The organism is Pedobacter sp. AJM (assembly GCF_002197755.1).
In the GTDB taxonomy this organism is placed as follows: Bacteria; Bacteroidota; Bacteroidia; order Sphingobacteriales; family Sphingobacteriaceae; genus Pedobacter.
The window spans coordinates 95300-120649 of sequence record NZ_NHOT01000006.1 but is presented as its reverse complement, the minus strand read 5'-3'; the positions used below and the strand labels follow the sequence as shown (position 1 = coordinate 120649).

Annotated in this window: 35 protein-coding genes; 3 read left to right on the top strand and 32 right to left on the bottom strand. The window is 38.1% G+C overall.

The genetic code is table 11. The features are described 5' to 3' along the window. Positions 1-162 precede the first annotated feature (162 nt). Positions 163-2073 (bottom strand): molecular chaperone DnaK, encoded by a 1911-nt coding sequence (gene dnaK, locus CBW18_RS13895; RefSeq protein WP_088301926.1) that lies wholly within the window; start codon positions 2071-2073, stop codon positions 163-165. A gap of 315 nt (positions 2074-2388) precedes the next feature. Here dnaK and CBW18_RS13890 point away from each other — a divergent pair, with 315 nt between their 5' ends. Further along, on the top strand, positions 2389-2748 hold the full coding sequence (locus tag CBW18_RS13890; protein ID WP_088301925.1) for a DUF1304 domain-containing protein: 360 nt from the start codon (positions 2389-2391) through the stop codon (positions 2746-2748). 100 nt (positions 2749-2848) lie between these two features. Here the strand turns inward: CBW18_RS13890 and CBW18_RS13885 are convergent, their stop codons facing one another. Then, positions 2849-4054 carry an SAM-dependent methyltransferase gene (locus CBW18_RS13885; protein ID WP_088301924.1) on the bottom strand — a complete coding sequence of 402 codons (1206 nt, stop codon included), beginning with the start codon at positions 4052-4054 and terminating at the stop codon, positions 2849-2851. A 278-nt stretch (positions 4055-4332) separates the two neighbouring features. Between CBW18_RS13885 and CBW18_RS13880 the strand changes: the two genes are divergently transcribed. Further along, positions 4333-6069: a GMC oxidoreductase gene (locus CBW18_RS13880; protein WP_088301923.1), complete on the top strand. Its 1737-nt coding sequence runs from the start codon at positions 4333-4335 to the stop codon at positions 6067-6069. 11 nt (positions 6070-6080) lie between these two features. Then, positions 6081-6719 carry a gluconate 2-dehydrogenase subunit 3 family protein gene (locus CBW18_RS13875; protein WP_088301922.1) on the top strand — a complete coding sequence of 213 codons (639 nt, stop codon included), beginning with the start codon at positions 6081-6083 and terminating at the stop codon, positions 6717-6719. A gap of 70 nt (positions 6720-6789) precedes the next feature. Here CBW18_RS13875 and CBW18_RS13870 read toward each other — a convergent pair whose 3' ends face one another. From CBW18_RS13870 to rplC, 30 genes are all read right to left on the bottom strand, one after another. After that, complete coding sequence (locus CBW18_RS13870) at positions 6790-9759, bottom strand: glycoside hydrolase domain-containing protein (protein WP_088301921.1); 2970 nt, start codon at positions 9757-9759, stop codon at positions 6790-6792. A gap of 146 nt (positions 9760-9905) precedes the next feature. Next, complete coding sequence (gene rplQ, locus CBW18_RS13865) at positions 9906-10439, bottom strand: 50S ribosomal protein L17 (protein WP_088301920.1); 534 nt, start codon at positions 10437-10439, stop codon at positions 9906-9908. Between the two features lie 125 nt (positions 10440-10564). Further along, a complete protein-coding gene (locus CBW18_RS13860) occupies positions 10565-11557 on the bottom strand; it encodes a DNA-directed RNA polymerase subunit alpha (protein ID WP_056848536.1) in 993 nt (330 codons plus the stop codon). A gap of 85 nt (positions 11558-11642) precedes the next feature. Continuing rightward, positions 11643-12251 carry a 30S ribosomal protein S4 gene (gene rpsD / locus CBW18_RS13855; protein ID WP_029282720.1) on the bottom strand — a complete coding sequence of 203 codons (609 nt, stop codon included), beginning with the start codon at positions 12249-12251 and terminating at the stop codon, positions 11643-11645. A gap of 61 nt (positions 12252-12312) precedes the next feature. Then, complete coding sequence (rpsK, locus tag CBW18_RS13850) at positions 12313-12702, bottom strand: 30S ribosomal protein S11 (RefSeq protein ID WP_010599885.1); 390 nt, start codon at positions 12700-12702, stop codon at positions 12313-12315. 152 nt (positions 12703-12854) lie between these two features. Beyond that, positions 12855-13232 (bottom strand): 30S ribosomal protein S13, encoded by a 378-nt coding sequence (gene rpsM, locus CBW18_RS13845; RefSeq protein WP_010599886.1) that lies wholly within the window; start codon positions 13230-13232, stop codon positions 12855-12857. Between the two features lie 70 nt (positions 13233-13302). Then, positions 13303-13419, bottom strand: coding sequence for a 50S ribosomal protein L36 (gene rpmJ, locus CBW18_RS13840; RefSeq protein WP_010599887.1), 117 nt, complete (start codon positions 13417-13419; stop codon positions 13303-13305). 1 nt (position 13420) lies between these two features. Further along, positions 13421-13639, bottom strand: coding sequence for a translation initiation factor IF-1 (infA, locus tag CBW18_RS13835; RefSeq protein WP_010599888.1), 219 nt, complete (start codon positions 13637-13639; stop codon positions 13421-13423). A gap of 80 nt (positions 13640-13719) precedes the next feature. Further along, entirely contained in the window at positions 13720-14496 is a 777-nt protein-coding gene (gene map / locus CBW18_RS13830) for a type I methionyl aminopeptidase (RefSeq protein ID WP_088301919.1), read from the bottom strand. Positions 14497-14588: 92 nt separating this feature from the next. Continuing rightward, entirely contained in the window at positions 14589-15929 is a 1341-nt protein-coding gene (secY, locus tag CBW18_RS13825; protein WP_088301918.1) for a preprotein translocase subunit SecY, read from the bottom strand. Positions 15930-15936: 7 nt separating this feature from the next. Further along, positions 15937-16383 carry a 50S ribosomal protein L15 gene (rplO, locus tag CBW18_RS13820; RefSeq protein WP_088302013.1) on the bottom strand — a complete coding sequence of 149 codons (447 nt, stop codon included), beginning with the start codon at positions 16381-16383 and terminating at the stop codon, positions 15937-15939. A gap of 129 nt (positions 16384-16512) precedes the next feature. Further along, complete coding sequence (rpmD, locus tag CBW18_RS13815; protein ID WP_010599892.1) at positions 16513-16692, bottom strand: 50S ribosomal protein L30; 180 nt, start codon at positions 16690-16692, stop codon at positions 16513-16515. Positions 16693-16696: 4 nt separating this feature from the next. Further along, positions 16697-17215 (bottom strand): 30S ribosomal protein S5, encoded by a 519-nt coding sequence (gene rpsE, locus CBW18_RS13810; protein ID WP_010599893.1) that lies wholly within the window; start codon positions 17213-17215, stop codon positions 16697-16699. Positions 17216-17232: 17 nt separating this feature from the next. Then, positions 17233-17586: a 50S ribosomal protein L18 gene (gene rplR / locus CBW18_RS13805; RefSeq protein WP_088301917.1), complete on the bottom strand. Its 354-nt coding sequence runs from the start codon at positions 17584-17586 to the stop codon at positions 17233-17235. 5 nt (positions 17587-17591) lie between these two features. Next, positions 17592-18149 (bottom strand): 50S ribosomal protein L6, encoded by a 558-nt coding sequence (rplF, locus tag CBW18_RS13800; protein WP_088301916.1) that lies wholly within the window; start codon positions 18147-18149, stop codon positions 17592-17594. Between the two features lie 18 nt (positions 18150-18167). Then, complete coding sequence (gene rpsH / locus CBW18_RS13795) at positions 18168-18569, bottom strand: 30S ribosomal protein S8 (protein WP_231427289.1); 402 nt, start codon at positions 18567-18569, stop codon at positions 18168-18170. 147 nt (positions 18570-18716) lie between these two features. Continuing rightward, entirely contained in the window at positions 18717-18986 is a 270-nt protein-coding gene (gene rpsN, locus CBW18_RS13790; protein WP_010599897.1) for a 30S ribosomal protein S14, read from the bottom strand. Next, positions 18986-19552: a 50S ribosomal protein L5 gene (gene rplE, locus CBW18_RS13785; protein WP_088301915.1), complete on the bottom strand. Its 567-nt coding sequence runs from the start codon at positions 19550-19552 to the stop codon at positions 18986-18988. The genes rpsN and rplE overlap by 1 nt, the downstream gene beginning before the upstream one ends. After that, the gene (gene rplX / locus CBW18_RS13780) at positions 19549-19890 is read right to left on the bottom strand and encodes a 50S ribosomal protein L24 (RefSeq protein WP_029282701.1); all 342 of its coding nucleotides are present in this window, start codon (positions 19888-19890) and stop codon (positions 19549-19551) included. Before rplX ends, rplE begins: the two co-directional genes overlap by 4 nt. Before the next feature lies 1 nt (position 19891). Then, positions 19892-20260 carry a 50S ribosomal protein L14 gene (rplN, locus tag CBW18_RS13775; RefSeq protein WP_010599900.1) on the bottom strand — a complete coding sequence of 123 codons (369 nt, stop codon included), beginning with the start codon at positions 20258-20260 and terminating at the stop codon, positions 19892-19894. A 1-nt stretch (position 20261) separates the two neighbouring features. Continuing rightward, positions 20262-20516: a 30S ribosomal protein S17 gene (rpsQ, locus tag CBW18_RS13770; RefSeq protein WP_010599901.1), complete on the bottom strand. Its 255-nt coding sequence runs from the start codon at positions 20514-20516 to the stop codon at positions 20262-20264. Positions 20517-20529: 13 nt separating this feature from the next. Continuing rightward, entirely contained in the window at positions 20530-20742 is a 213-nt protein-coding gene (rpmC, locus tag CBW18_RS13765) for a 50S ribosomal protein L29 (RefSeq protein ID WP_025145217.1), read from the bottom strand. A 73-nt stretch (positions 20743-20815) separates the two neighbouring features. After that, positions 20816-21238, bottom strand: a complete 423-nt coding sequence (gene rplP, locus CBW18_RS13760; RefSeq protein WP_010599903.1) for a 50S ribosomal protein L16 — start codon at positions 21236-21238, stop codon at positions 20816-20818. 40 nt (positions 21239-21278) lie between these two features. Beyond that, positions 21279-22130 carry a 30S ribosomal protein S3 gene (rpsC, locus tag CBW18_RS13755; protein ID WP_029282699.1) on the bottom strand — a complete coding sequence of 284 codons (852 nt, stop codon included), beginning with the start codon at positions 22128-22130 and terminating at the stop codon, positions 21279-21281. A 9-nt stretch (positions 22131-22139) separates the two neighbouring features. Continuing rightward, positions 22140-22502 carry a 50S ribosomal protein L22 gene (rplV, locus tag CBW18_RS13750; protein WP_025145219.1) on the bottom strand — a complete coding sequence of 121 codons (363 nt, stop codon included), beginning with the start codon at positions 22500-22502 and terminating at the stop codon, positions 22140-22142. Positions 22503-22509: 7 nt separating this feature from the next. Continuing rightward, positions 22510-22776, bottom strand: coding sequence for a 30S ribosomal protein S19 (rpsS, locus tag CBW18_RS13745; protein WP_010599906.1), 267 nt, complete (start codon positions 22774-22776; stop codon positions 22510-22512). Beyond that, on the bottom strand, positions 22776-23600 hold the full coding sequence (gene rplB / locus CBW18_RS13740; protein ID WP_088301914.1) for a 50S ribosomal protein L2: 825 nt from the start codon (positions 23598-23600) through the stop codon (positions 22776-22778). The genes rpsS and rplB overlap by 1 nt, the downstream gene beginning before the upstream one ends. Positions 23601-23620: 20 nt before the next feature. After that, positions 23621-23911: a 50S ribosomal protein L23 gene (rplW, locus tag CBW18_RS13735; protein WP_025145221.1), complete on the bottom strand. Its 291-nt coding sequence runs from the start codon at positions 23909-23911 to the stop codon at positions 23621-23623. Between the two features lies 1 nt (position 23912). Then, positions 23913-24542, bottom strand: a complete 630-nt coding sequence (rplD, locus tag CBW18_RS13730) for a 50S ribosomal protein L4 (RefSeq protein WP_088301913.1) — start codon at positions 24540-24542, stop codon at positions 23913-23915. A 4-nt stretch (positions 24543-24546) separates the two neighbouring features. Then, positions 24547-25164: a 50S ribosomal protein L3 gene (gene rplC / locus CBW18_RS13725; RefSeq protein WP_088302012.1), complete on the bottom strand. Its 618-nt coding sequence runs from the start codon at positions 25162-25164 to the stop codon at positions 24547-24549. Positions 25165-25350 lie beyond the last annotated feature (186 nt).

The following is a 25350-nucleotide window of genomic DNA, read 5'->3' as shown; positions in this document are numbered from 1 at the left end:
TATGAAAAGCCTTCCTGAACTTAATCAGAAACACTTGCTATTTCCGTCCAAAACACTCCACTCAAAAACTTCAGACTCCAAACTAAAAAAGCGTTCCTGAACTTAATCAGAAACGCTTTTATTTCAACCCAAGACTCCCGACTCAGGACTTCAGACTCAAGACTATTTCTTATCGTCTTCTTTTACTTCTTCAAAATCAACGTCAGTAACGTTATCGCCACCACCTTGAGGTTGACCATCAGCTTGTGGTTGCTCACCACCTTGAGGCTGACCGCCATCTTTGTACATTTCCTCAGATGCTGCGTTCCATGCATTTTGCAATTCAGCTTGTGCTGCATCGATATCTGCAAAGTTACGAGATAAGTGAGCTGCTTTTAATTTCTCTAAACCAGATTCGATTGGCGCTTTTTTATCAGCAGATAATTTATCACCAAACTCTTTCAATTGTTTCTCAGTAGAGAAAATTAAAGCATCAGCACCATTGATTTTATCAGCTTCTTCTTTAGCTTTAGCATCATCAGCTGCGTTAGCTTCTGCTTCTTCTTTCATTTTTTTGATCTCAGCATCAGTTAAACCTGAAGAAGCTTCAATACGGATTTTCTGCTCTTTACCAGTAGCTTTATCTTTTGCACTTACGTGTAAGATACCGTTAGCATCAATATCAAAAGACACTTCTACCTGAGGCACACCACGAGGTGCTGGTGGAATACCATCTAAAATGAAACGACCAATTGTACGGTTTTGGTTAGCCATTGGGCGTTCACCTTGTAAAATATGGATTTCTACTGAAGGCTGGTTATCAGCCGCAGTTGAGAAAGTCTCTGATTTTTTAGTTGGGATAGTTGTGTTAGACTCAATTAATTTAGTCATTACACCACCCATAGTTTCGATACCTAATGATAAAGGCGTAACGTCTAATAACAATACATCTTTCACATCACCAGTTAACACACCACCTTGAATAGCAGCACCAATCGCCACAACTTCATCAGGGTTAACACCTTTACTTGGCTCTTTACCAAAGAAAGCTTTAACTGCATCCTGGATTGCAGGAATACGGGTTGAACCACCTACTAAGATAATTTCATCGATATCGCTTGTGCTTAAACCAGCATTTTTCAAAGCAGATTTACAAGGCTCGATAGTACGTTTGATTAAGCTATCAGCCAATTGCTCAAATTTAGCACGGGATAAGGTACGCACCAAGTGTTTTGGGCCACTCGCATCGGCAGTAATATATGGCAAGTTAATTTCAGTAGAAGTAGTGCTTGATAACTCAATTTTAGCTTTCTCAGCCGCTTCTTTCAAACGTTGTAATGCCATCGGATCTTTTGCAAGGTCCATGCTGTTTTCTGATTTGAATTCTTCAGTTAACCAGTCAATAATAATGTGGTCAAAGTCATCACCACCTAAGTGCGTATCACCATCAGTAGATTTTACTTCGAAAACACCATCACCTAATTCTAATACAGAAACGTCATGCGTACCACCACCACAGTCAAACACAACAATTTTCATGTCTTTGTGTGCTTTATCTAAGCCATAAGCTAAAGCAGCTGCAGTAGGCTCGTTAATGATACGTTTTACAGATAAACCAGCAATTTCACCAGCTTCTTTCGTAGCCTGACGTTGTGCATCATTAAAGTAGGCAGGTACAGTGATTACCGCTTCTGTCACTTCCTGACCCAAGAAATCTTCAGCAGTTTTTTTCATTTTCTGTAGAATCATGGCAGAAATCTCTTGTGGAGTATATTTTCTGTCGTCGATTTCTACGCGAGGTGTATTGTTATCACCTTTAATTACTTTATAAGGTACACGTCCAGCTTCTTTCGCACTTTCGTCGTAGCTGCTACCCATAAAGCGTTTAATCGAATATATCGTTTTTGTTGGGTTGGTTATAGCCTGACGTTTAGCAGGCTCGCCAACTTTACGCTCACCGTTTTCTGCAAAAGCAACAATAGACGGTGTAGTACGTTTACCCTCACTGTTTGCAATAACTACAGGCTCATTGCCCTCCATTACGCTCACGCAAGAGTTTGTTGTTCCTAAGTCTATTCCAATAATTTTTCCCATTGTATTATGTTTTTTCTTTTTTAAGCTTTATAATTTCTACCTGTTAAACAATGCTTGTGCCAATTGGGTTTTGGCAGATAATATGTGCAAAAGACTGATAAAATGTAAAAAAAGGGACTGCAGATTACTGACAGCATGACAGAATAAAGATGAATGGCGAAAGCTGAAGGCTACAACTCATTTCAAAGGTTAAGGATTATCTCTTGATCTGATTACTTTTGGTTGCTTGGTTTAAAAATAGCATGTAAGTGCTAACACATTAGGGCCTGATAACATTTTTTTTGTACCTTGAGCTATTAAAAAAACCCATTCAAAATGCAACTAGCAGCACAGATTTTAATTGGTATTATTGCCGTCCTTCATATTTATATTTTATGGTTAGAAATGTTTGCCTGGACAACCAAAGCACCTCATGTTTTTAAAACCATCCCTAAAGATTTGTTTCCACAAACCAAGGCATTGGCCGCTAATCAAGGTTTATATAATGGTTTTCTGGCCGCTGGACTAATTTGGTCATTATGCATCGACGATCATCAATGGAAAACATATGTAGCGATCTTTTTTTTATGCTGCATCATCGTGGCCGGGATTTATGGTGCAGCTACGGCAAGTAAAAAAATTCTGTATGTACAATCCATTCCAGCTTTAGTTGCCTTGATTTTATTGCACTTATAAGCTTGATCCTTATAGGTTGACATCGAGCTAAATAAGAAATTATCTGGTACCTGAAGCCTTTCGTTTCTTCGCGAAAAACTTAGTGCTCTTTGCAGTTAATCTACAAATCCAACAATTTTTCCAAATGATGATAGCCAATCCCAAAATAGGCTTTACTTGCTTTAATTTTTTGTAAAATCACGTTCTGCTCCTCATTCCACAGATTTCCGACTAAAGACTTCGGACTTTTTTTAACTCCAACTACAAGCACATTCTTCGGTGTATGTGCATCCGAAATGAATTCAAAAACCTTAGTCTTATAACCAAAGTATTCCAAAATCAAAGCACGAATTCCATCAGTCACCATTTCGGCCTGGCGTTCTAAAAAGATCCCGTATTTGGTTAAAAACGAAACATCATTCTTTACTTTATGCTGCTCAATCTCCCTCCTGATCTGTTTATGGCAGCATGGTGCAACTACAATTAACTCAGCATTTGCCTTAATTCCTTTAAAAATAGCATCGTCTGTAGCGGTATCGCAGGCATGAAGTGCAATTAATAAATTCACATTTTCGGCATTATAATCTTCTATCGTTCCCTGAACAAAACTCAACTGATCAAATTCAGACTTATCCGCTACAGCATTACATAAATCAACCATATCCTGGCGATATTCTACACCTACCACTGCTGAATCCAGCTTTAAAACCGAATGCAGATAATCGTATAAGGCAAAGGTTAGGTAGCCCTTACCTGATCCCATATCAGCAACTTTCTTAATGGTTCCTTCGGGCAGTTCTTTAATTAATGCACTCAAAATTTCAATGTAATGATTAATCTGACGAAATTTATCCTGTGCATTCTTAAATACCCTGCCATCGGCATCTGTAATTTTTAATTCTGTTAAATAAGATTTATCATCTGGTTTGATTAACCTTGCTTTCTTCTTATCGTGGCTGGCTGCAGGAACTTCCTTTGCAGATGCTGTGATTTCCCTGATGACAACCTTCCCGTTATTCAATTCCTCAAAAATCAAATCCTTTTCAGTTGTAAAGAGTGTAGCGATTTTAAAACCAGATTGTAAATATTCTGAAATCAGCTTCACCCCTTCTTCTTCATTAAAGTTCTTTACAATATCACGGGTTTTATAGCGAAAAGTTAAAGCCAGTTTAGGCATTCTTTTAATCAATACTTTTCTAACTAAAATTTGCCTCAATCCTTCATCTGTGCCCTTATAATTCCCCAGAGAGATTTTAACAAATTGTTGTAAGCTCAGGCTATCTGCTAAAGCTGCTATAAATTGTTCTGTTTGTGCTGAAAATACCATCAATTAAATTTATAACGCAAAGATAAACCTAATTATTCGAAGAAATGCTGAGCCTGATCATGTAACAATGAAGCGATGTTTTTATTCATCATTTATAGCAAAAAAATTAATGTTTAAGCTAAAAATTGTCTTGAGATCAGGAAATCACATTTCATGAGGTAATACGATTTAGAAAACTCAGAAAAGACATTATCTGTAATCGTTCCAAAATGATTAAACGTTTTTATTTCATAAAAAATAGCACTAGCTTAGATAAACAGTTTATCTAACCAATACAAATGAGTGAATTTCAGATTAAAAAATCGCCCACCGTTTACGACGTGATTATCGTTGGTTCTGGTGCAGGTGGCGGGATGAGTGCTTACGTTTTAGCAAATGCCGGACAAAAAGTTTTAATGCTCGAAGCTGGTCAGTATTTTGATCCTAGAATTGATGCACACCAGTTAAAATGGCCCTGGGAATCTCCTCGTCGCGGTGCTTCAACCACCAGACCATTTGGTGATTTCGACGCCTCTTATGGCGGCTGGGAACTGGAGGGCGAACCTTATACCACAAAAGATAAAACCGAATTTGAATGGTTCAGGTCGCGCATGTTAGGCGGACGTACCAATCACTGGGGAAGAATATCGCTCCGGATGGGGCCGCTTGATTTTCAGGCAAAAGATGGTTTAACTGACGATTGGCCCATCACTTACGATGAAGTGAAGCCATTTTATGATAAAGTTGATCGTTTAATCGGCATTTACGGAACTAAAGAAGGTTTGCCAAATGAACCAGATGGCATTTTTATGAAACCACCAAAACCACGCCTGACCGAACTTTTCATTAAAAAAGGTGCAGATAAAGCTGGTGTCAAAGTCATTCCCGGCCGTGGCTCCGTTTTAACGGAACCCTTACCCAATAATAGCGACCGGGCTCCATGTTTTTATTGTGGCCAATGCGGCAGAAGCTGTAAAGTGTATGGCGATTTTTCTTCTTCATCATGTCTCGTTATCCCGGCTGTAAAAACAGGAAATTTAACTGTAATCACTGATGCAATGGTCCGGGAAGTCATTACCGATAAAGATGGATCTGCCAAAGGGGTTTCTTATGTAAACCGGAAAGATTTGCAGGAATATCAGGTGAATGGCAAAATGGTCATATTAGGTGCCAGTGCTTGCGAATCTGCCCGTATTTTATTGAATTCGAAATCATCTGCACATCCTAATGGTTTAGCCAACAGCAGTGGCATTGTGGGTAAATATCTGCATGATTCTACCGGTGTTAGTGTTTCCGGTTTTTTGCCTCAACTCATGGACCGGAAACGTTATAACGAAGATGGTTTGGGAAGTGTTCACATTTATTCTCCATGGTGGCTGGATAACAAAAAACTTAACTTCCCCCGCGGATACCACATTGAATATTGGGGCGGAATGGGCATGCCAGCTTATGGTTTCGGAGGCGGTGTACCGGAAATGAATGGCATGGTACCCGGCAGAGATGGCAAAATGAAAGAAGCTGGTGGGTATGGGAAATCACTCAAGGATGATTATCGCCGTTTTTACGGTACAACGGTAGGAATGGCCGGACGTGGAACTGCTATTGCCCGCGAAGATAACTATTGTGAAATTGATCCCAATACTGTTGATAAATATGGTATCCCCGTTTTAAGATTCCACTACAAATGGGCTAAAGAAGAAATTTTGCAAGCCAAACACATGCAGGATACTTTCCTCACGATGATGAAAGAAATGGGCGGTGTAGTGACCTCTAAAATCCAGGGGCCGGAAACCAATTACGGATTGCTTCCGCCAGGAAAAATAATTCATGAAGTGGGGACCATCCGCATGGGTGATGATCCGAAAAAATCTGCGCTAAATAAATACTGCCAGGCACATGATTGTAAGAACCTGTTTGTGGTTGATGCTGGTCCGTTTGTACAACAAGGCGATAAAAATGCTACCTGGACCATCCTTGCACTCTCTATGCGAACCGCCGAATATATTTTAGCTCAAAAGAAAAAACATAACATTTAAAGAATTACAACATGAACAGACGTGATTCCATAAAAGCACTAGGTTTAACAGCAATCAGTACCACTGTAATATTAGAAGCCTGTAAGCAACCCGAAACAAAAACAGCTGAAGTTGTTGCCCCTAAAGAGGAAGCTGCTACAGAAGCCGGAAGGGAACAATGGGAAATTGACCGGGATAAAAAACTAAAGGCAGAGACGTTTTTCAATAAACACGAAATGGCTACCATTACAGTGCTTGCTGATATTATTATTCCAAAAGACAATGTTTCAGGCAGTGCATCGGATGCCAAAGTACCCGAATTTATTGAGTTTATCGTAAAAGATATACCAGAACATAAAACACCCATGCGTGGTGGCTTAAAATGGCTGGATGTTTATTGCTTTAATAAATTTGGTAAATCATTTATTGATGCTTCATCTGCCCAGCAGATCTCAATAATTGATGAAATTGCTTATCCTAAAAAAGCAAAGCCTGAAGTTCAGGCAGGCGTGACTTTTTTTAATAGAATGAGAAGTTTAACAGCATCAGGATTTTACACCACCGAAATTGGTGTTAAAGACATTGGTTATGCAGGAAATGCACCAAACCAGTGGACGGGTGTTCCTGCCGATGTACTAAAACAGTACGGTATGGAAAATGTAAAGGTATAATTTCTAAGAATTCGTCATTGCAGGGAGGCTTTTTCAGCTAACGAAGCAATGACGAATACTTACTTACCAACTACTCCACAATCAATATCAAACCCTTTCCTTTTTCAATAGGAATAGATTTTTCGTTAGTATAATTCCCTGCAGTCTGAAAATTTTCAATTGCCGGAGCCAATATTTTTATCTTATCGGCATCCAAGCCAAGTGTAGCCCAATCGATATTTAAATTAATTTTTATATCTTCTTCTACCCAGCTGGCCAAGGCAATCATCGTTTTACCTTTCTGTTTATAAACCGTAGCCAATACTTTAGGATGATCTGTTTTTACCGGGCAATTATCACTCCAGTAACCAATCATTTCAGCACCCTTTAATCCGAAGTTATCCCATGCCTTCCAAAGTGGTTTAGGATCGCTCTTCTCCGACCAACCTAACCTGCTTGTCATCCCATAAATGATCCCACGCCAGGGGTTTCCATCATCCTGCAGCATCTCTCCCATCAATCCAAATGGAATTCCGCTTACTTCGGTCAGCAAGAAATCCGGATCATTTTTCTGATAATCAAAATATTCACCAAACCATAAACGATTCAGATAAGGAAAATGCTCCATGTATAAAATGGCGCTATTGTTAAAACCATCACTTTTATTGTATTGATTCGCAGAGTGCAAATCAATAATTCCCGGATGATTATGCTGCGTTAACACCCGTTTAATGCGCTTCATGGTCACCCGATCAAAAGCCACATCATCCAGATAAACCCCATCTATTCCAACATTATTTACCAGCCAATTCATCCCTTCTACATAATAGTTATGCCAGCGATTCATTCCACTGTTAATCACAGCAGCGTCTTTTATTTCCGGCACAAACCAGGCCGCAATATAATTAGAATCCAAATGTTCCTGGAGCCAGCTGAAACCACCACCTTTACCCGGAGAATACACTTCAGTACCTAGACTTCTTAATGCAGGCCATTCATAAGCATGATTAGAAAGCTCCCGAACAGTATTATAAATCTTTACTTTCAAGCCTTTATGGTGTGCCTCATCCACATAAGTTTTCATCTTCTTCCATTCGATAAACGGATAATTAATCCATGGATTTATGGGCGTGGCATGATGAATATTTACAACCGTTGCTCCGGTAGTTTTAATGGAATCTAAACTTCCATATTTATGATAAAAACGGTTATCCCACTGAAAATCAGTGTCCAGCAAATGAAACGGCGTAATGAGCAAATTGAAATTATAGTAAAGTACATCTCCCTTCTTCATGCTCCTTGCTCCTGTAAAACTATCTGCCAACATGGAACTTCCTTTTATATTAATCTGGATGCCGCCTTTATTGTCGTTTCCCCAGGATTTTGGTAACACCAATGGTTTCTGCAGATAGAAATTTGTATTCAGCGGACGGACATAGTTCTCATCTCTCAAATGGTAGTACAGGCCTGCATTTACATTTCCAATCCACACGGCATCTTGATTTTTGTTTGCCACGTCCCATTTCCATTTTACAGTGTCAGGCCTAACCCCACCCTTCTCACCTAACCCCATCAGGTACTTTGTTGCAGATTTATCAAAAGGAATATGAAAATCGACATTGCTAAATAGCACATCGTTTAATGCCTTAACCTTGATCACATAATGTATATAACCATCAAATTCTAAAGTACCTTCCAAATCCATTGCCAGGTTTTGCGAGGTATTATTTGCTTTCCATTTTACCGTTCCTGCCTCTTTACTGGTAATCTGGAAGCTACCCGTAATAAACTTCTCTTGTGTTTTAGGGGTATTGTAAAAATGAAAATGTATCGGTTCGTATAACAAATTATTGGGTTTATCGGTATAACCAGTCATTTCTGTATTGAAAAAAGTCTGGATCTGCTTTGGAAAACCATCGTTATTAATTTCAAACTTTCGCCCGAGCAGTGAGATTACATTTCCATCAACCTTTAGTGGTGTATATGGTGCCACAACGGCATTTGATTGTGCCAGTTTGGAGTTCAACCATGTTAACCGGGTTTGTTTATATGGCATTCCAACGCCGGCATCGGCCAAAACTTCATGGCCAACAGTTAATTTTACATTGATAACTTTTGATTTACCTCTGGATTTCACGGTAAATTTGCCCTTATAAATCCCCGCTGAAGTTGATTTGGGGATATCAACCGTAATCCACATGGGCTGCATTTTTCCTGCTGCAACATTTACCGTTTCTGTTAATGATTTGTTATCATAGCTCGTTCCGTTTGTATTTAAGCAGTTGATATATTTAGCAGAAATTATTTTCCCTGTTGATGTTTTTAAATCATCAAAAGAAACTTTAACATCTTTCAAATCCTTCAAGGCATAAACACCCAATTGAAATGCGTAATTTTCGCCCTTGCTAGCCGTTCCTGTGAAAGAATTTAATGCACCTTTTTGCACCCAGCGGTATGGCAGGTCGTTTTGCATTTTGATGGGGTACATCCTATCCTCCGGAAATACAATAAAAGCTTCGGATGGATATTTAGATTTTACAACAGTAGTTTCCTTAGCTGTTGCAATAACTTCCATCGGATAAAAAGAATTGAAAGCATCGATAGACTGAATCTCTACCACTGAAGCGTTAACCTTAACCTGCTTTGCAGTCGCTAACCAGGCCTGATCTGCTTGTTTAGGTTTGATATACACACCTTTTGGATAATTGCTCCTGCCTTCGTTTTTATAAGCCAGATAGTACAGGTAATACTTGCCTGGACCAGAGGTTTCGAAATAAACATCAGCACTTTCTCTTGTTAGTTTATCTGTACCAACAACCGAAATGGTTTTACCGCTGGCATCCTGAACAATGATTCCCTTTAATTCAGGATGTTCATCTCTTCTGCGCCAATCAATTTTTGCATGGGCAATTTTGCCGCTACCCGCAAACTGGAGCACAACCCGATGGTTCCCCAGCGAATCAGGATTCCAGGCATTGTTACCGTTAATATATTTTAAAATTTGGGCGTTTGATGCAAACGCAGAGCAAATGAAAAGAATCAGAAAAAGCTTAAATTTCATTACGGTTTATTTTAAGCTAATTTATAGATCCATACCCGAAAAACTACTATGTAATAAAAAAATGAGGTAAACGTCTAATAAAATCTTGGCATAAAAAAAAGTCCTGCTCTTTCGAACAGGACTTTTTAATCTTAAGGTGAATAAAATTATTCTCCTTTTGGTTCTTCAGTTGCAGGAGCTTCTTCGCCAGCAGGTGCTTCAGTTGCAGCTTTTTCAGCAGTCTCGGCTTTAGCTTCTTCTGCTTTAGGAGCAGCAGCTTTACTTCTACCACGACGAGTTGTTTTCTTCTCTTCTTTCGCTTCTACATCTTTACCGTAAACTTCGTTATAATCAACCAATTCAATTAAAGCCATTTCAGCATTATCACCGGCACGGTTATTTAATTTAATGATACGAGTGTAACCACCCGGACGGTTTGCCACTTTCTCAGCAATTTCGCGGAATAAAATAGTAACTACTTCTTTATCCTGTAAATAAGCAAAAACTGTACGACGGGAGTGCGTAGTATCATTTTTTGATTTCGTGATAATAGGCTCAACATAAGTACGTAATGCTTTAGCTTTAGCTAAAGTAGTTGAAATTCTTTTGTGCAAAATAAGTGATGAAGCCATGTTCGCTAACATCGCCTTTCTGTGGCTTGCGGTTCTACCTAAGTGGTTTACTTTTTTACCGTGTCTCATTGTTTTTTAATAAAGTGTATACCGTCTCTGTCTCAGAGGGAATTATACACAGTGAATAATTAATGTATTAAAGTAATAAGTTGTAAGTTTTACGTAAGACGTATCACTTATAACATATAACGTTTTTATTCTTCGTCTAATTTAAATTTAGACAGGTTCATACCAAATGATAAACCTTTTGATTTTACTAATTCCTGAATTTCTGTTAAAGATTTTTTACCGAAGTTTCTGAATTTTAACATATCAGCAACATCATAAGAAACCAAATCAGCTAAAGTACGGATATCAGCAGCTTTTAAGCAGTTTAATGCTCTAACTGAAAGGTCCATATCCACTAATTCAGTTTTAAGGATTTTACGCATATGTAAAATTTCCTCATCAACTTCTTTAGTTTCTTCTTTAGCCTGAGATTCTAATACCAAGTTCTCATCAGAGAATAACATAAAGTGTTGGATAAGAATCTTAGCCGCTTCTTTTAATGCTTCTTCAGGATGAATTGAACCATCAGTAGAAATATCTAATACCAATTTTTCATAATCCGTTTTTTGTTCAACACGGAAATTTTCAATTGTGTATTTTACATTTTTCATTGGCGTGTAGATCGAATCGATCGCGATAACACCTACAACAGCATCAGCAACTTTATTTTCTTCAGCAGGTACATAACCACGTCCTTTATTGATGGTTAATTCTACCTCCAGAGTCACAGATTTATCCATATTGCAAATCACATGCTCAGGGTTTAAAACTGTAAAGTTGTTAGAGAATTTAGTGATATCACCAGCTTTAAACTGATCCTGGCCATTAACGATGATGAAAACTTTTTCTGCATCACCTGAATCACCGGTTTTCTTAAAACGAACTTGTTTTAAATTTAAGATGATATCAGTTAAATCTTCTACAACACCTTTCATGGTAGAAAACTCATGAGAAACGCCTGAAAAACGAATAGTAGTAATAGCATAACCTTCTAATGAAGAAAGTAATATTCTTCTTAAGGCATTACCAATTGTTACACCGAAACCGGGCTCTAAAGGACGAAATTCAAATGTGCCATCGAAATCAGTTGATTTCTGCATGATCACTTTGTCTGGTTTCTGAAATGCTAAAATTGCCATTTATAATTTTTTAAATTCGTTATTGAATATATAGTAACAAGAAAAAAGTTAATTACCCTTTCGAGGTAATTAACTATCTTATTTATTACTTTGAGTATAACTCGATGATTAAGTTTTCCTTAATGTTTTCAGGAATCTCATCACGTTGTGGATAGGTTAAGAACTTACCGGTTAATTCACTGGCGTTCCACTCTAACCAGGCAAATTTATTAATTGTTCTGCCTGCAACTGAGTTACTAATTGATTCTAATGATTTCGATTTTTCACGAACAGCAACCACATCACCAGCTTTTAACTGATATGAAGGAATATTTACAACTTCACCATTCACGGTAACGTGTTTATGGCTAACTAACTGGCGTGCACCAGAACGGGTTGTTGAAATACCTAAACGGTAAACTGTGTTATCTAAACGTGCCTCTAATAATTGAAGTAAGTTATCACCGGTGATACCAGCACGAGAAGATGCTTTTTTAAACAAGTTACTGAATTGTTTTTCTAATACACCATAAGTGTATTTTACTTTTTGTTTCTCCATTAACTGGATCGCATATTCAGATTGTTTTCCTCTTCTTTTTGATGAGCCATGTTGCCCAGGAGGATAATTTTTTCTGTCTAACACCTTATCAGGACCGAAGATTGGTTCTCTGAATTTACGGGCGATTTTTGATTTTGGGCCTGTATATCTTGCCATTTTTTTTCTGTTTTAAAGTACCATTCGGCCTGTAACCGAAGATTCTTAGCTTTAAAATTAATTAAACTCTTCTCTTTTTAGGAGGACGACATCCGTTGTGTGGAAGTGGTGTAATATCTTTGATAGATGTTACTTCGATCCCTGCTACTTGCAAAGTTCTGATTGCAGATTCACGACCTGAACCCGGACCTTTTACAAACACTTCAACTTTACGTAAACCTAAATCAAACGCCACTTTACCGCAATCTGAAGCCGCTTGACCAGCTGCATACGGTGTGTTCTTTTTAGAACCTTTAAAGCCCATTTTACCAGCAGAAGACCAAGAAATAGTCTGTCCGTTGTTGTTTGTTAAGGTAACGATGATGTTGTTGAAGGTAGCATTGATATGCGCCTGACCAACAGGCTCAATTACAACGATACGTTTTTTTGTTACTTTTTTACTCTTAGCCATTTTTTTTATTAGATTTTAGATATGAGACTTGAGATATGAGACTTTCTCTTACCCCGACACTCAGTATCCTACTTTTTATCTTTTATTCCAGAATTGAGCAGATTTTAAAGATATGTTCTCACATCTAAAATCTCACATCTCGTCTCTATCTATTACTTAGTAGCTTTTTTCTTGTTAGCAACTGTTTTTCTCTTACCCTTACGAGTACGTGAATTATTTTTAGTACGCTGACCACGAGAAGGTAAACCTTTTCTGTGACGTAAACCGCGGTAACAACCAATATCCATTAAACGTTTAATGTTTAACTGAACCTCTGAACGTAAAGCACCTTCTACTTTAATTTCATCGTTAATCATTGTACGGATTGCTGATAACTCATCATCAGACCAGTCTTGTACTTTTTTGTTCAAGTCGATGCCTGCAGTAGTTAAAATACGTTGTGCAGTAGTTCTTCCTATTCCGTAGATATAAGTTAAACCAATCTCTCCTCTTTTGTTTCTTGGTAAATCAATACCTGAAATCCTTGCCATATTTGTTTATTATTTTTAAGTAATTCCGAACGGCGGGCCACCGTTGTACGGGTCATTACACTATTTTAAATTACCCTTGACGTTGCTTGTATTTAGGATTTTTCTTGTTGATAACGTAAAGTTTACCTTTACGGCGAATAATCTTGCAATCAGCGCTACGTTTTTTAATTGATGATCTAACTTTCATTTTATTTATATCTATAAGTGATGCGTCCCTTTGTTAAATCATAAGGAGACATCTCTAATTTTACTTTGTCGCCAGGAAGGATTTTGATGTAGTGCATCCTCATCTTACCTGAAATGTGCGCGATAATCTCGTGTCCGTTTTCAAGTTCTACCCGGAACATTGCATTAGACAATGCTTCTCTGATTACTCCGTCTTGTTCAATTGAGGCTTGTTTAGCCATATTTTGTTGATTGTTACTTAATTAGCTGCTTCTAAACAGGGTTGCAAAATTAAATAAAAAATTTTAATTATTTATTTTTTTTATTGTAAAACTTCTTCTATTATAGAAAAGGTTGATAAAACTTCTGCTTTGCCCCTTTTTATGGCCACTGTGTGTTCAAAATGTGCCGATGGTTTATTGTCTTTACTGGTTACCGTCCATCCATCGTTATGGAATTTAACACCGGCAACACCTGCATTAATCATAGGCTCGATTGCAATCACCATTCCTTCTTCAAGTTTTGGTCCTGCTCCGCGTTTCCCATAATTAGGTACTTCAGGCTTCTCGTGAAGTTTTACACCAACGCCATGCCCTACCAGTTCTCTTACTACTCCGAAACCATTGGCTTCTGCATATTGCTGAATGGCAAAGCCTATATCACCGATCCGCATACCTACAACAGCCTTTTCAATTCCTAATTCCAGGCAACGTTTAGTAACCGCTACCAGCTTCTGTTTTTCAGCATCAATTTCTCCAATAGAGAAAGTATAAGCCGAATCACCGAAATAGTTGTTTTTGATTACACCGCAATCAACTGAAATTAAATCACCCTCCTCAATCACATATTTACTTGGAAACCCATGAACAACTTGCTCGTTAGGTGAAATACACAAAGAATTAGGGAAACCATTATAGTTTAAAAAAGCTGGGATTGCACCATGATCGCTGATAAACTCATAAGCCAGCTTATCCAGTTCAATAGTAGTCATGCCTGCCTTTATTACCTTAGCCACTTCTGCTAAAGTTTTAGAAACAAGCATGGAACTTTCTCTTATTAACTCGATCTCCTCAAGAGACTTGTAATAAATTTTAGACATTTAATTCTAGTTTTGAATGATTGAATTTTGAATGAATGAATAGCTGCATGAGCATTCATTCATTCTATCATTCAAAATTCACTAATTAATATTTACAAAGCTGCGTTACTACTGGCCGCAGGAACACCTGTTCTGCCAGTAACTCTGCCCGTTTTCATCAAACCATCATAATGGCGCATCAATAAATAACTTTCAATCTGTTGTAAAGTATCTAAAACAACACCAACTAAAATTAATAAAGAAGTACCACCAAAGAAGTGAGCAAACTCTTGTTTAATACCAAACTTAACTGCCAATGAAGGTAAAATAGCAATAATTGCTAAGAATACCGCACCTGGGAAAGTGATTTTAGAAATCACATCATCAATAAAGGTTGATGTTGCAAAACCGGGTTTAACGCCTGGAATAAAACCACCATTTTTCTTCATATCGTCACTCATTTGAGTTGGATTAACTGTAATTGCAGTATAGAAGAATGTAAATGCGATAATTAAAAAAGCGAATGTTAAACTATAGGCTAACGAAGTTGTATTGCTGAACTGAACCAACCACGAACCTTGTAATGACGGAACGAATTGCATTAAAGCACCCGGGATGAACATCAATGCCTGAGCAAAAATAATTGGCATTACACCAGCTGCATTTACCTTTAATGGAATATATTGACGAACACCACCAAACTGACGGTTACCTACAATTTTTTTAGCGTATTGTACAGGGACTTTACGTACACCTTGAACAATTAGAATGGTAAACATGACTACAGCAAATAAAGCAACAATCTCCAATACCAATGCCACCGGACCTCCACCTTCACTGGCAGAACCCACGCGGGCACTAAATTCCTGACTGATCGCCTGTGGTAAGCGTGCAATAATACCAGTCATGATAATTAAAGATGTTCCGTTACCAATTCCTTTATCCGTAATTTTTTCACCTAACCACATTACAAATAATGTACCTGCCGTTAATACAAACGTAGATAATATTAGAAATATCGTGTTTGGTAATAAAATAGCTTCAGCCGGAACCTGCGTTTTAACGTAACCTACAGACTGAACGATTGTGATCGCTACCGTTAGGTAACGCGTGATCTGGTTCATTTTCTTTCTACCACTTTCGCCCTCTTTCTGCATTTTTTGGAAAGAAGGAACAGCAATACCTAATAATTGCACCACGATAGACGCAGAGATATAAGGCATTACCCCCAACGCTAAAATAGACACACGAGAGAAAGAACCTCCGGCAAACATATCTAGTATGCCTAAAAGTCCTGATTTTTCATTAGCATCTAAAGCAGTTGGATCCACACCTGGTAAAACCACGTGAGATACGAAACGGTATACCAAAAGAATTAAGAGCGTAAACAAGATACGCTCTTTTAATTCTTGAATTTTCCAGATATTACTTAAAGTAGTAAATAGCTTCTTCATTTAATAATTACAATTTTACGATAGAACCACCTGCAGCTTCAATAGCTTTTTGTGCGGTTGCAGAAAACGCATGTGCAGTAATCTCTAATTTTGCTTTCACTTCACCACGACCTAAAATTTTAACTAAGTCATTTTTTGAAGCTAAACCATGCGCTTGGAGAGCAGCGAAATCGATAGTTGTTAAGCTGTATTTTTCAGCTAAAGTTTGTAAAACATCTAAGTTTACACCAACGTACTCTGTACGGTTAATTGGTTTGAAACCAACTTTAGGCACACGACGTTGTAAAGGCATTTGACCACCTTCAAAACCGATTTTGGTTTTGTGACCTGAACGGGAACCCGCACCTTTGTGACCACGAGTTGAAGTACCACCACGACCAGAACCTGTACCACGACCAATTCTTTTGCTGTTTTTTGTAGAACCTTTTGCAGGTTTTAAATTACTTAAATTCATTTTTTTGAATTTGTGTTGCCCTTCGCTTTCACTAAACAGGTACAACGATAAATAATAATAATGATTGAATTTTGAATGAATGATTGTTTCACATTCAATCACTCAAAACTCATTCATTTAATAATTCTCTTAAATTGCTTCGATAGCTACCAAGTGGTTCACTTTACGAACCATACCAATGATTTGTGGTGTAGCTTCAACCTCAACACTTTGGTTCATTTTAGATAATCCCAAAGCCTGAACAGTTCTCTTTTGGCGCTCGCTTCTGTCGATAACGCTTTTTACTTGTGTTATTTTGATCTTAGCCATGATATTATCCGTTAAATACTTTGTTTAAATCTATACCACGGGTTTGAGCTACCGTATAAGCATCACGCATTTTTGTTAATGCATCAACAGTTGCTTTTACCACGTTGTGTGGGTTTGATGAACCTTTAGATTTTGCCAATACGTTATGCACGCCAGCACTCTCTAATACAGCACGCATCGCACCACCAGCAATTACTCCGGTACCTACTGCAGCTGGTTTAATTAAAACAAAACCACCTGAGAATTTACCAATTTGTTCGTGAGGAACAGTACCATTTAAGATTGGCACTTTTACTAAGTTCTTTTTAGCATCATCCACACCTTTAGCAATGGCTTCAGTTACCTCTTTCGCTTTACCTAAACCGAAACCAACAACACCGTTCTCATCTCCAACAACAACAATTGCTGAGAAGCTGAAAGTACGACCACCTTTGGTTACTTTGGCAACACGTTGTATACTAACCAAACGATCCTTTAATTCGATATCGGTGGTTTTTACTCTTTTTATATTGATAGTTGACATCTTACTTTTTCTTCAGATTAAAATACTAAACCAGCTTCGCGGGCACCCTCTGCCAACGATTTTACACGACCATGGTATAAATAGCCGTTTCTATCGAAAACAACTTGTTTAATACCTGCAGCGATTGCTTTTTCGGCAACTAGTTTACCTACAGCTACTGATTGGTCACTTTTGTTTCCAGTACCAGTAAAATCTTTCGATAATGATGATGCTGATGCAATTGTTTTACCGGTTACATCGTTAATTACCTGCGCATAAATCCCTTTATTGCTTCTATATACAGATAACCTTGGACGTTCTTCTGAACCGGTAAGTCTTTTTCTGATCCCTTTTTTAATACGATCTCTTCTTGATAATTTTTTACCTGCCATGATTACTATTTTTTAGACGCTGATTTACCTGCTTTTCTTCTTAACACTTCACCTACAAACTTGATACCTTTACCTTTATATGGCTCTGGTGCACGTAACGAACGGATTTTCGCTGCTACCTGACCGATCAATTGCTTGTCAATACTTTCTAAGATAATTTTAGGCGTCTGACCTTTTTCTGATGATGTAGTTACTTTAATCTCTTCTGGTAACTGGAATACATAATGGTGAGAATAACCTAAAACCAGATCCAGTGTATTACCTTGATTTGTAGCACGGTAACCAACACCTACTAATTCCTGAGTTAATTTATAACCATCCGTAACACCAATAACCATGTTATTAAGCAATGAGCGATATAAACCGTGTAATGCTTTGTGTTTCTTTTGTTCTGATGGACGTTGAACCGTTAAAATTCCATCTTCTTGACTAACAGTGATATCTGTATCAACTGCTTGCGTTAATTCACCTTTAGGACCTTTTACAGTTACTACGTTATCATTTGATACGGTAATTGTAACACCTGCAGGGATTGTAATTGGGGCTTTTCCTATTCTTGACATTGTGCTGTTCTCCTAATATTAATAAACGTGACACAATACCTCACCACCAATGTTTAATTTGGCTGCTTCTTTATCAGTCATTACACCTTTAGAAGTAGATAAGATTGCGATACCTAAACCGTTTAATACTCTTGGCATATTTTCAACACCAGCATAGTTTCTCAAACCTGGTTTACTTACTCGCACTAACGTACGAATAGCAGGAACTTTAGTAATCGGATTGTATTTCAAAGCGATTTTAATGGTGCCTTGAACGGTAGTATCTTCAAACTTGTAGTTCGCGATGTAACCTTTGTCAAAAAGAACTTTAGTAATTTCTTTTTTAAGGTTTGATGCAGGAATTTCTACAACACGGTGGTTGGCCTTAATGGCATTCCTTACTCTTGTTAAATAATCTGCTATTGGATCTGTATTCATTATTTATTGTTTTTGATAGTGGTTTCCTTCTGCTACCCAGCTGTGGGACCTGCTATCGGTTAAAATTCTTTCAAAGCGAAAAGCAAAAAGACTAAAGCCTAAAGCGGGTTTATTCGCTTTAGACTTTAAGCTTTCAGCTCTAAGCTATATTTACCAAGATGCTTTTTTAACACCTGGTATTTTACCGTCTAGTGCCATTTGGCGGAACGTTACCCTTGAAATACCAAAGGTACGCATATAACCACGTGGACGACCAGTTAATTTACAACGGTTGTGTAAACGTACCGGAGATGAGTTTTTAGGTAATTTATCTAAACCTTCGAAATCTCCCGCAGCTTTTAATGCTGCACGTTTTTCAGCGTATCTAGCTACCAATTTTTGGCGCTTAACTTCGCGTGCTTTTACACCTTCTTTTGCCATTATTCTGCTGTTTTTTGATTTTTAAATGGTAATCCGAATTGTTTTAATAACTCAAGTGCTTCAACATCAGATTTCGCCGAAGTTACGAAAGTTATATCCATCCCTAAAATTTTATTGATTTTATCTATATTAATCTCTGGGAAGATGATTTGCTCAGTAACACCTAAAGTATAGTTACCTTTTCCATCAAATCCTTTATCGTTAATACCTTTAAAATCACGAATACGTGGCAAAGCTACAGAGATCAGACGATCTAAGAACTCGTACATATTGTTATCACGTAATGTTACACGTACACCTACCGGCATACCTTTACGTAATTTAAAGTTCGAGATATCTTTCTTAGAGTTAGCCGGAACTGCTTGCTGACCAGTGATGGTTGACAATTCAACGATTGTCGTATCCATGATCTTTTTATCAGTTACAGAAAAACGACCTACACCCTGATTGATACAGATTTTTTCCAATTTAGGAACCTGCATTACAGTTTTGTACTGGAATTTCTCTTTTAATGCATTTACAACTTCTTCTTTGTATTTGCTTTTTAATCTAGGTGTAGCCATTATTTAATTTCCTCCCCTGAAATTTTAGCAACTCTAACTATTTTACCATCTGCGTTTAGTTTACGACCAACACGGGTAGCTTTACCTGATTTTGGATCAACCAACATCAGGTTAGAAATATGAAGAGCAGCCTCTTTTTTAATAATACCACCGTTTGGATTTGCAGCATTTGGTTTAGTATGTTTAGATACTAAGTTAACGCCTTCTACAATGGCTCTGTTTTTATCTATTTGTACTGATAGTACTTTTCCTTGTTGACCTTTTGAATCGCCAGCAATTACTTTAACTAAATCTCCAGTGCGGATTTTAAGTTTTGATGGTGTATTTACTTTGTTTCCCATTTTATAATACCTCCGGTGCTAATGATACAATTTTCATGAATTGTTTTTCACGTAGTTCTCTCGCAACCGGGCCAAAGATACGTGTACCTCTTGGCTCATCCTGTGCGTTCAATAATACAGCAGCATTATCGTCAAAACGGATATAAGAACCATCTTTACGACGGATTTCCTTTTTAGTTCTTACAACAACTGCTTTTGAAACTGTACCTTTTTTAATATTACCTGACGGTAATGCGCTTTTTACGGTAACAACTACTTTATCACCAATTGAAGCATAACGTTTGCCGGTTCCACCTAGCACGCGAATTACCAATACTTCTTTTGCGCCGCTGTTATCAGCAACGTTTAATCTTGATTCCTGTTGTACCATCTTATTTAGCTCTTTCTAAAATTTGTACCAATCTCCAGTTCTTGTTCTTACTCAAAGGACGAGTTTCCATGATCAATACCGTATCACCGATACCACATTCGTTTTTCTCGTCGTGAGCCATAAATTTGGTAGTTTTCTTCACGAACTTACCATAAATCGGGTGCTTTACTTTACGCTCAACGCTCACTACAACAGATTTGTCCATCTTGTTGCTTACTACTAATCCCGTTCTTGTTTTTCTTAATTGTCTTTCCATGTCGACTCTCAAATTATTTAGTTTCAGTAGCTGACTCAGTGTTTTTCACTTTAGTCAACTCAGTGTTTAAACGGGCTATGTCTTTCCTTACTTTCGCAATACGCGAAGGATTTTCGATAGCTGAAATAGTGTGTGCGAACTTTAATTTTGATAAGTTCTCTTTTTCTTCCGCAATCTTAGCTACTAATTCTTCTTTTGAAAGCCCTGTGATTTCTGAATTTTTCATTTTTCTTTTTCTTTTACGTTGAGTGTAGCGGTTATAATAAACAAGTATTTACAACATTCACCTCAACACTTTACTATGCTTCTACGTAATCTCTACGTACTACGAACTTGGTTTGGATTGGTAATTTCTGAGCGGCTAAACGCAATGCTTCTTTAGCTACTTCTAAAGGCACACCTTCAGCTTCGAAAATTACACGTCCAGGTCTTACAACTGCTACCCAATACTCAGGAGCACCTTTACCTTTACCCATACGTACCTCAGCAGGTTTTTTAGTTACCGGTTTGTCCGGGAATATTCTGATCCACACCTGACCTTCACGTTTCATGAAACGTGTTACGGCGATACGGGCAGCCTCTATCTGGCGACTTGTGATCCAAGTGGCTTCTAAAGATTTGATACCGAAAGATCCGAATGCTAATTCAGCTCCACGAGAAGCTAAACCCTTCATTCTGCCTTTTTGCATCTTCCTGAACTTCGTTCTTTTTGGCTGTAACATTTTATTTTGTTCTAATCGTTAAACGATGTTAATAAATCAATTATTTACGAGGACCTCTGTTAGCGCCTGCGCCACCACCTCTATTTGCTCCGGGACCGCCTTGACCTGGACCACGACCACCACCTTGGTTTCCACCACGTCTGTCGTTACCACCGCCACGGTTATCTCTTCCACCACCTCTGTTATCTCTTCCGCCGAAAGCTGGTTTCTCTGATGCGCCTTTTGGACCGTTGTTTGTCGAACCAATGTTCGGAGACAAATCACGTTTTCCATAAACTTCACCTTTACAGATCCAAACTTTAACACCTATTTTACCATAAGTAGTTAAAGCTTCAGCTAAAGCGTAATCGATATCAGCACGGAATGTATGCAAAGGCACTCTTCCTTCTTTGTACTGCTCAGTACGTGCCATCTCAGCACCACCTAAACGACCAGAAGTCATGATTTTAATCCCTTCAGCACCCATACGCATAGTTGATGCGATAGAAGATTTCATTGCTCTACGGAATGAGATCCTTGCTTCTAATTGTTTTGCAACACCTTCTGCAACTAATTGTGCATCAAGTTCTGGGCGTTTAATTTCGAAGATGTTAATTTGAATTTCCTTTTTAGTCAATTTCTTTAACTCTTCTTTGATTTTATCAACCTCAGCACCTGCTTTACCGATTACGATACCTGGACGGGCTGTGTGGATAGTTACGGTGATACGTTTTAACGTACGCTCGATCACTACTTTTGCAACGCCACCTTTAGCGATACGGGCAGAAAGGTATTTTCTTATTTTCTCATCTTCAACTAATTTATCGGAGTAGTTGTTGCCACCGAACCAGTTAGAATCCCATCCTTTGATGATACCTAACCTGTTACCTATTGGATTTGCTTTTTGTCCCATTTCCTAAAATTAGTTTTGAGTTGTTTCTGTATTTTTACTATCTACAATCAGCGTTACGTGGTTAGAACGTTTACGAATTCTATATCCACGGCCTTGAGGAGCTGGACGTAAGCGTTTTAACTGACGGCCACCATCAACCATAATTGTTTTAACAAAAAGTTGATTTTCTTCAGGACGGGCACCTTCATTTTTAGCTTCCCAGTTTTTAATGGCAGATAATAATAATTTCTCAACTCTTATTGCTGCTTCTTTATTGGTAAACTTTAAAATGCTTAATGCTTTCTCTACACGTTCACCTCTGATAAGATCTACAACCAAACGCATCTTACGTGGTGAGGTTGGACAATTGTTTAATTTTGCTATTGCTTCCATTGTCTAATTATTTTTTCTTTTCAGCGTGTCCTCTGAATGTTCTGGTTGGAGCAAATTCTCCCAACTTGTGACCAACCATGTTTTCTGTAACATACACCGGAATAAATTTATTTCCATTGTGTACTGCAAATGTATGATTAACGAAATCTGGTGAGATCATTGATCTGCGAGACCAAGTTTTGATTACAGACTTTTTGCCTGAATCATTCATAGAGTTTACTTTTTTCTCTACGTTATGGTCAATATACGGTCCTTTTTTTATCGAACGAGCCATTATTTCTTCCTTCTCTCTATGATGTAACGATTAGAATATTTTTTAAGTTCTCTGGTTTTAAAGCCTTTAGCTAAAACGCCATTTCTTGAACGTGGGTGACCACCTGATGATCTACCTTCACCACCACCCATTGGGTGATCGACAGGGTTCATCGCTACCGGTCTAGTTCTCGGACGACGGCCCAACCAACGTTTACGACCAGCTTTACCTAATACTTCGTTTGCGTGATCTGAGTTAGATACCGCACCGATAGTAGCCAGACAAGTAGTCAGGATTAAACGGGTTTCGCCTGAAGGCATTTTCAAAGTCGCATATTTACCATCGCGGGCAGCTAATTGTGCGTAAGCACCTGCACTACGAGCCAATTGTGCTCCTTTTCCAGGGTGAATCTCCACGTTGTGGATGATAGAACCTAATGGAATGTTCGATAATTTTAAAGTGTTACCTACTTCTGGTGCTGCTGCATCGCCCGATAATAATACCGAACCAACTTGCAATCCTTCAGGAGCAATGATATAACGCTTCTCGCCATCTGCATAATGTAATAATGCGATGCGGGCAGTACGGTTTGGATCGTATTCAACAGTAGCTACTGTTGCAGGAATATCAAATTTATCACGTTTGAAATCGATCAAACGGTATGATTTTTTGTGACCACCGCCCATGTAGCGCATAGTCATCTTTCCTGTGTTATTACGTCCACCAGACTTTTTTGATGATACAACCAATGATTTTTCGGGCGTGGTTGCTGTAATCTCCGTGAAACTGGCACCAACTCTGAAGCGGGTACCTGGAGTAACTGGTTTAAATTTTCTTAAGCCCATAGTTATAATGAATTATTAAATTAAAGGGTTGCGTAATAATCTATTGTTTCGCCGTCTTTCAACGTTACGATTGCTTTTTTGTATTTCGGGCTACGGCCAGATACAAAACCTGCTTTAGTGTAACGTGATTTAGCTTTTCCATCCACAACCATTGTGTTAACTGCAACGATAGTTACACCGTACAATTTTTCAATAGCTGCTTTAATCTGGATTTTGTTAGCCTTATGGTTAACGCTAAACGTGAAACGGTTAGATTTCTCAGTTAAAGCTGAAGCTTTTTCGGTTAATATTGGTTTTTTTAAAATTTCCATATTATTTGGCAAATGCCTCCTCCAAAGTTTTAACAGAATCAGCAGTTAACACAAGCACACCAGCATTTAATACATCATAGGTATTTAAGTCTGCTGCAGAGATTACTTTAGTTTTCTGAACGTTTCTGCTTGATAAATAGATATTATTATTTTGTGCAGGTAAAACCAATAAAGTTTTTTGAGTACCTACGTTTAACGCAGCCAATAAACTGGTGTAATTTTTAGTTTTAGCTGTTTCGAAGTTGAAATCTTCTAAAATTACCACGTTATTATCTTTTGCTTTATAAGCTAAAGCAGATTTACGTGCTAATGATTTTAATTTCTTGTTCAATTTGAAACTATAGTCACGTGGCTGAGGACCGAATACACGACCACCACCGTTGAATAAAGGAGATTTAATGCTACCAGCACGTGCACCACCTGTACCTTTTTGTTTGTATAGTTTACGGGTCGAACCTGCAATCTCATTACGCTGTTTAGATTTGTGCGTACCCTGACGTTGGTTAGCCAGATACTGTTTTACATCTAAATAAATCGCGTGGTCGTTAGGCTCGATACCAAATACCGATTCAGGAAGTTGCACCTTGGCACCTGTTTCTTTACCTGAAATGTTTAATACTTTAACTTCCATCTGATTACTTGTCTAAGATTACGTAAGAACCTTTAGCTCCTGGAATGGAACCACTAACTACTAATAAGTTTTGCTCAGCATAAACTTTCAAAACCTGTAAGTTCTGAACTTTTACCCTGTCTCCACCTGTTCTTCCAGCCATGCGCATTCCTTTGAATACACGTGAAGGGAATGATGATGCACCCAATGAACCTGGGGCACGTAAACGGTTATGCTGACCGTGAGTCTGCATACCAACACCGGCAAATCCGTGGCGTTTTACAACACCTTGAAAACCTTTACCTTTTGAGGTACCTACAACATCAACAAAATCGCCTTCTGCGAATGCATCAACAGTTACCACATCACCTAAGCTAAGTGAAGTTGTAAACGAGTTGAATTCTACCAGCTTGCGTTTCGGAGTTGTGTTTGCTTTCGCGAAATGGCCTTTTAACGGTTGAGTTGTGTTTTTCTCTTTTTTCTCATCATAACCCAATTGGATTGATGAATACCCGTCTTTTTCTTCGGTTTTCACTTGTGTAACTACACAAGGCCCAGCCTCGATTACCGTACAAGGAATGTTTCTTCCTTCGGCATCAAAGATACTGGTCATTCCTACTTTTTTTCCAATAATTCCTGACATTTTATCTTTTCTTTTTAACACCCATCGAAGCAGTAGGGCTTCGTTCAAGGTGGTTGTACATCCCCCGAAAGGGACGGCAAAGATAGGCAAGAAATATTAATTTTCAAATAGTTAGCTAAATATTTTTTCAAATAAATTGCTGATATGATGGGATTTAACTTTCACTGAGCAGCTACAGCATCAAAC